General features: G+C 50.5%; 1 protein-coding gene. It reads left to right on the top strand.

Features of this window, described 5'->3' with window-relative positions; translation table 11 throughout:
* Positions 1 to 86 precede the first annotated feature (86 nt).
* Positions 87 to 233, top strand: coding sequence for a hypothetical protein (locus NE473_RS31660; protein WP_256265686.1), 147 nt, complete (start codon positions 87 to 89; stop codon positions 231 to 233).
* Positions 234 to 295: the final 62 nt, after the last annotated feature.

Below are 295 nucleotides of genomic sequence, written 5' to 3'. Positions count from 1 at the left end.
AGTGGAGTCTGACCGAGGATGAAATTACGGTTTTGGATAAGGAACTGGCAAGACTAAACATAGGGGTTTAAATTGGGATGAAGCATATGAAGAGAACAGTTAAAAAGGCATTTGCATTATCACTGACGGCAGTATTATGTATGACGGCGTGCACCCAGAAGACGGCGGAGACATCCCCCGCTGCAGACGGAGGCGGTACGGGAACGACGGCTGCAGAAGCGGCAGCAGCGTAAAACAAATCGAACGGGGAACGTCCGGTAGCGGGAATGACGTGTTATATGTACTCGGACACCCA

This window comes from Hungatella sp. SL.1.14 (assembly GCF_024460495.1).
Lineage (GTDB): Bacteria > Bacillota > Clostridia > Lachnospirales > Lachnospiraceae > Hungatella > Hungatella hathewayi.
This window is presented reverse-complemented; position numbering and strand designations above follow the sequence as displayed.

Bases quoted from the DNA above. Each gene is read 5' to 3' on its own strand.
- NE473_RS31660 (WP_256265686.1), top strand. From the start codon at position 87: ATGAAGAGAACAGTTAAAAAGGCATTTGCATTATCACTGACGGCAGTA.